The 6,000-nt window shown below is 41.8% G+C and carries 4 protein-coding genes; 3 read left to right on the forward strand and 1 reads right to left on the reverse strand.

Annotated features, from left to right (window positions below; translation table 11 throughout):
* The first annotated feature begins 398 nt into the window (after positions 1-398).
* From dhaK to FTU65_RS05975, 3 genes are all read left to right on the forward strand, one after another.
* A complete protein-coding gene (dhaK, locus tag FTU65_RS05965) occupies positions 399-2,129 on the forward strand; it encodes a dihydroxyacetone kinase subunit DhaK (RefSeq protein WP_180065239.1) in 1,731 nt (576 codons plus the stop codon).
* 223 nt (positions 2,130-2,352) lie between these two features.
* The gene (locus FTU65_RS05970; RefSeq protein ID WP_180007438.1) at positions 2,353-3,030 is read left to right on the forward strand and encodes a DUF421 domain-containing protein; all 678 of its coding nucleotides are present in this window, start codon (positions 2,353-2,355) and stop codon (positions 3,028-3,030) included.
* Between the two features lie 576 nt (positions 3,031-3,606).
* Positions 3,607-4,794, forward strand: a complete 1,188-nt coding sequence (locus FTU65_RS05975; RefSeq protein WP_180010092.1) for an ammonium transporter — start codon at positions 3,607-3,609, stop codon at positions 4,792-4,794.
* Between the two features lie 75 nt (positions 4,795-4,869).
* Here the strand turns inward: FTU65_RS05975 and FTU65_RS05980 are convergent, their stop codons facing one another.
* Entirely contained in the window at positions 4,870-5,568 is a 699-nt protein-coding gene (locus FTU65_RS05980) for an HAD family hydrolase (RefSeq protein WP_180065240.1), read from the reverse strand.
* Positions 5,569-6,000 lie beyond the last annotated feature (432 nt).

The following is a 6,000-nucleotide window of genomic DNA, read 5'->3' on the forward strand; positions in this document are numbered from 1 at the left end:
ATGTCTTAAAAAATGAGAATCTCACTAAATCAGATGTATTGGGATTCCTTTATAGGAAATTTCAAAAAACGCTAAAAGACCACTCATCAATCCGTCCTAGCACCTACCCATTCCTCCTCCCCCTTGCTAAGCAATGCGTCTCATCCCAGAGTGAGAGGGAGCTTTCATTGTGAATTAAAAACTTTATGAATTTATTAATGGATATTACCCCTATAATAACCTTTAAGCTTTGATTTAAAACAAAATGAAAGTAAGGGTTAGGGAGAGGTAAAGTTTCAAAAGCTCAATCTATACTTTCCAAACCATCCGTTTTTACATTATTTAATCAGCAAAAAACTTCAAATTCCTGAATAATTAAAACTTAGAACTCTCCCCTATAAATACAGATTGGTACATCCATGAAAAAACTCATGAACGGTGCAGAAAACATCGTAATTGAAATGTGCAAAGGCTTTGTTCTTGCCCACCCAGAACTCGCATTTAACGAGTCACACAAAATCATTTCACGTAAAGAAAAACACAATAACGTGGCACTTATCAGTGGTGGTGGTAGCGGTCACGAACCTGCCCATGCAGGCTTTGTCGGTACAGGCATGTTAGACGCTGCCGTATGTGGGGACGTGTTTGCATCTCCATCGCAAATTCAGGTCTATAAAGCCTTACAACACGTCGCAACCGACAAAGGCGTGTTGATGATCATCAAAAACTATTCTGGCGATATGATGAATTTCCAGAATGGCGCAGCCCTTGCAACTGAAGACGGCATTAAAGTTGACTATGTCAAAGTGGCAGATGACATTGCGGTTAAAGACAGCCTATATACAGTCGGTCGTCGTGGTGTTGCAGGCACAGTATTTGTACATAAGATTGCAGGCGCAGCAGCATCAAAAGGCTTAGAACTTGCAGACGTAAAAGCGATTGCTCAAAAAGCTGCGGACAACGTCATTAGCCTTGGTTTTGCTTATAGCTCATGTACTGTTCCAGCCAAAGGCACGCCAACGTTTACTTTGGCTGATGACGAAATGGAATATGGCGTCGGCATTCACGGTGAACCCGGCATCCGTCGTGAAAAAATCTTGCCATCCAAAAAAATGGCACAGCGCATCGTGGATGACCTGTTCCTTGACCGCCCAGACATGAAAGAAGTTGCAGTCTTGGTCAATGGCTTTGGTAGCACACCGCTGCAAGAGTTGTATGTCTTTAACCATGATGTATGCGAACACCTTGCACGTAAAGGTATCAAAATTTACCGCACATTTGTCGGCAACTATATGACCAGTATCGACATGAATGGTGCATCTGTGTCCTTGCTTGCTGTCGATGATGAATTGAAAACTTACCTCGATGCAGCAGCCAACACCCCTGCATTTAAAATGGATGGTTCAGCAGCACAGCCTTTAACTTTTGCAACTAAAAATGCTGCTACCGAAGCTGTGGTGAACACCCAAGTTGAAACACAGCCTGAACATGCGGTGATTAGCAATGAACAATTCACCATCGAAAACATGCGCTATATAGTGGATGTGATGTCTGCCTGCATCATTAGAAATGAAGTGCCATTCTGTGAACTAGACGCGCATGCAGGTGACGGCGACTTCGGTATGAGCGTGGCGAAAGGCTTCAAGCAATTAAAACGTGAATGGCAAAGTCTAATTCAAGCGCAGCAGATGGATGAATTCATGCTGAACTGCTCAATGATCATTATGGAACACTGTGGTGGCGCGTCTGGCCCAATCTGGGGTTCAGCATTCCGTGCGGCAGCGAAATCAATTCAAGGCAAATCAGTTTTAACTGTCGCTGATTTCGCAGAGATGCTGCAAGCTGCGGTCAAAGACATTCAAACCACTGGAGAGCGTTCATTTGGACGTGGTGCAGTAGTTGGCGATAAAACCCTGATTGATGCCTTAGTGCCATGTGCAGACTCTTGGTCTGCCCATACCGATAAATCGTTTAAAGAAAACTTTGTCCTTGGTGCAAAAGCGGCGGTTCAAGGCGCTGAGAAGACCAAAGAAATCGTGGCGCGTATGGGACGTGCAGGCACTGTGGGTGACCGCAGTCTTGGCTATCCAGATGCTGGCGCACATGGTTTAGGTGTAATCTTTACGGATATTGCAGAACATATTAAATAACTGAGCATCTTTAAAAATTGCCAGACCACATCAAAAGCATCGATTCGTCGGTGCTTTTTTTATGGCTATTTTAAAGCACTTTTTTCATCAAATATCTCATGCATACAATACCGTTAGCATGAAATCCATTTTCAAATAATGCTTAAAAATTAACACAATTGAGCTGCTTTATTGCCTAGCGCTTTGCTAAGTTAAAACATATAACGATAAAAAAGGATGAGACATGGATTTAGCCCAAATATTCATCCATGACACCACATGGACTTTTGCTGCCGAAGTGATTTTGCGTAGCGTCATTATGTTCGTTTTAATCATCGTATTCTTACGCCTAACAGGCAAACGCGGCGTACGTCAGTTATCCATCTTTGAAGTTGCCATCCTCCTTGCTTTGGGTTCTATTGCAGGCGACCCAATGTTTGAAGAGGAGCTCCCCCTCCTGCAAGCTCTCATTGTGATGACGGTGGTAATTGGTTTATACCGAGTAATCACTTGGCTCATGATGAAATACCAACCCTTTGAAGATTTAATTGAAGGCAAAGCCCTCTACATTGTTGAAGATGGTGAATTGGTTTTAGAAAAGATTAAACAAGGTAAAATGTCACATGATGAATTCTTCTCTGAAATGCGTCAGCAAAATGTGGAGCATCTTGGACAAGTTCGAGTTGGTTTATTAGAAAGTGATGGAAAATTTAGTATTTTGTTTTACCCACCTGAACAAGTGCGTTATGGACTGCCACTATTTCCGAAACCCTATAAAGCGGTTCGAGATATCAAAATGCATCATCTCTATGCCTGTACGCATTGCGGTAAAACTATGTATATCCATGGCGCACAAGATGTTTGCCCACGATGTGGATGCTGTGATTGGGCGGAGGCAATCAATACTCAACGTCTCGCTTAAATTAGTATTCTCCTCATCAACCGGAACTAAAAGAGCTCAAAACCGCATTTCCGCTACAACACTCTAATAAAAGCCCTTTGAAATAATTTGTCATGTATTTGCACTACAGAATAACCAACTCAATGAACAAAATGACCCAATGATAGGCAAATTTTAAAGCTGTGTTCTTCTCAACTTTCATTTCATTTGCACAATAATAACCGCTCACCGTAATATCTGCGAGTAAACTCAAATACATGCCCAAATTTCTCGCATTCCGATGAAAATTCAAAAAATATTCAATGCCCTGAATTAATCCCTTTTTGGCGCTATAAAATTAAATAAGTTTCAAACATATTCACTTTTCAGCCTTTTCCATTTAAGAATCATTTAGTTAATTTTCTCTTGTAAATATTGATGCGCATCTTTTTGGTGCACTTTTAAGCTTTAAATGCAAGTCTTTGCTTTATATCGAGTCTTATGTATTTTTAAGTTTTTTTAATCAAAATTTCCCTAGCGCCAATCTCTTTTCCATTTTTTTTCGCTCGATATACTGAAGTTCTTTTCGTGAACTAGCGCACTAAACTGGAACACCTTATGCAAAATATAGATCTCCTCTTTCTCCTTCTTGGTGCAGTCTTGGTTCTTGCCATGCATGCTGGCTTTGCATTTTTAGAATTGGGTACAGTACGACATAAAAATCAGGTCAATGCGCTGAGTAAAATTTTGACTGACTTTTCTATTTCCGCAATTGCATACTTTTTTGTGGGTTATTACATCTCTTATGGTCAGCACTTTTTTCATATTGGGGACACTTTAGCAGCCGATCATGGCTACAACTTAATGCGTTGTTTCTTCCTGCTAACTTTTGCCGCAGCCATTCCAGCGATTATTTCAGGTGGTATTGCTGAACGTGCAAAAATGCGGACTCAAGCGATTGCCACATTATTATTGGTCGCTTTGGTCTATCCATTCTTTGAAGGCATGGCATGGAATGGTAATTTTGGGCTACAAGCATGGTTAGAACGCACATTTGGCGCAGCATTTCATGATTTTGCAGGTTCGGTCGTGGTACATGCGATGGGCGGTTGGATCGCTTTAGCTGCAGTACTTTTACTTGGCGCACGTCATGGACGCTATAAAAAAGACGGTCGTATCAGCGCTCACCCCCCTTCAAGTATTCCATTCCTTGCCTTAGGTTCTTGGATTTTAATCGTCGGCTGGTTTGGCTTTAACGTGATGAGTGCGCAACGTTTGGATGCCATTTCAGGACTGGTTGCAATTAACTCTCTCATGGCAATGGTGGGCGGCACGCTTGCAGCAAACTTTATGGGTAAAAATGACCCCGGTTTCTTACATAACGGTCCCTTAGCCGGTTTGGTTGCAATCTGTGCAGGCTCAGATGTAGTTCATCCTGTCGGTGCGTTAATTATCGGCGCTATCGCAGGTCTGATCTTTGTCAAACTATTTACATACACTCAAAACAAACTCAAAGTCGATGATGTACTTGGCGTATGGCCACTACACGGTGTTTGTGGTGCTTTCGGTGGTATTGCAGTGGGTGTATTTGGACAAAAATGGTTGGGCGGTTTAGGCGGTATTTCAATGATCTCTCAATGTATCGGTACGCTGCTCGCGATCGTGATTGCATTGGCTGGTGGATTCATCATTTATGGTCTACTCAAAGTAACGATGGGCATTCGCCTAGATCAAGAAGAAGAATTCCGTGGTGCAGACTTAAGTATTCACCGTATTTCGGCAAACTCTGAAGAAAACATGTTCTAAACAACACAATCTAAAGCGGCATTTATGCCGCTTTTTTTACCCTAAACTTCGCTTAAAGCTTGAGTTTAAATCACCTTATTTTAGAAAATCTAAGACCTGATCCAAATGCTGAATTTTATTCGGAATGCTGTGCTGTTGTTCAGCACTTAAAGTATGAAAGCCTTCAAGCAATACAGCAGACATCCCTGCTTGGCTCGCACCGTAAATATCATTGACAGGATGATCACCAATAAATAAACACTCGGTTTCCGTCACGCCCAACTCACGACAACTGTACTGAAATATTTCAACTTTGGGCTTACTGATGCCTGCACTTTCCGAGCTGATGATCTGATCAAAATACGATGCAAAACCTAGTCCATTCAAAATATTCAGGCGTGTGGCATGTCCACCATTCGACACCACCGCCAGTTTATACTGCTGCTGTTTTAGTTGCTGCAGCAAGGTCAATGCTCCCGGCATCGCCACGGCGAACTGACCAAAGTGCTGAAACCAAAATTGTGTGAGCTCATCAAAATCGGGTTGATGTATCCAATCCAGCTCCGTTTGTAGAGCATAAGCGACAGATGCCCCAATACTCGGATGAGTAAGGAGTTCTTTTTTCGGATATCCCCCATTATCTATACGATTAATAATACGTTTAATCTGTACAAGGTCTACCTCCGCCAGCGTCGACTGATAAGACTCGGCTAAGTACTGCGTATACGCCTGAACGCTGTGATCTCGGTGAGTCAAAGTATTATCTAAATCAAAAAGGACTGCACGTATGCTCATAAATCTTTATTACTGAGTTTTCAAAAACTTTAACACAAAGCCTGTTCTGCTTTATGCACCTTCTTCACTATCGATATCGATACAGTTCAAATACCCAGTTAAGTCTGATTTAAGTTTCGTGGTTTCAAATAGCTGCATTCAAACAAAATAATTTCAGCACATCACACGACTTATGCTCTCGAACCGTTCCTTTTTATTACGACAAGCCCTGTTGCTCACGCTCAGTATGATTGGCCTACTTTATGTTTTCCCCGTCGGTGGTTCGCTCGACCAAGCTTTTATTCAGCCTTGGGTCGACCTACATGGTATAGCTAAATACCAAATAAATCATTACAGTAATCTTTAAATAATTTATCAATATCTTTAACTCTAAACTTAGTTCGAATCGCCTTGACTCGTGACCACATATTTTCTATTGGATTTAAATCTGGA

Source organism: Acinetobacter sp. YH12129 (assembly GCF_013418685.1).
Taxonomy (GTDB): Bacteria; Pseudomonadota; Gammaproteobacteria; order Pseudomonadales; family Moraxellaceae; genus Acinetobacter; species Acinetobacter amyesii.

What these genes read in the sequence shown, in the direction of transcription:
- dhaK (WP_180065239.1), top strand. Translation starts at nt 399, where the DNA reads ATGAAAAAACTCATGAACGGTGCAGAAAACATCGTAATTGAAATGTGC.
- FTU65_RS05970 (WP_180007438.1), top strand. Translation starts at nt 2,353, where the DNA reads ATGGATTTAGCCCAAATATTCATCCATGACACCACATGGACTTTTGCT.
- FTU65_RS05975 (WP_180010092.1), top strand. Translation starts at nt 3,607, where the DNA reads ATGCAAAATATAGATCTCCTCTTTCTCCTTCTTGGTGCAGTCTTGGTT.
- FTU65_RS05980 (WP_180065240.1), bottom strand. Translation starts at nt 5,568, where the DNA reads ATGAGCATACGTGCAGTCCTTTTTGATTTAGATAATACTTTGACTCAC.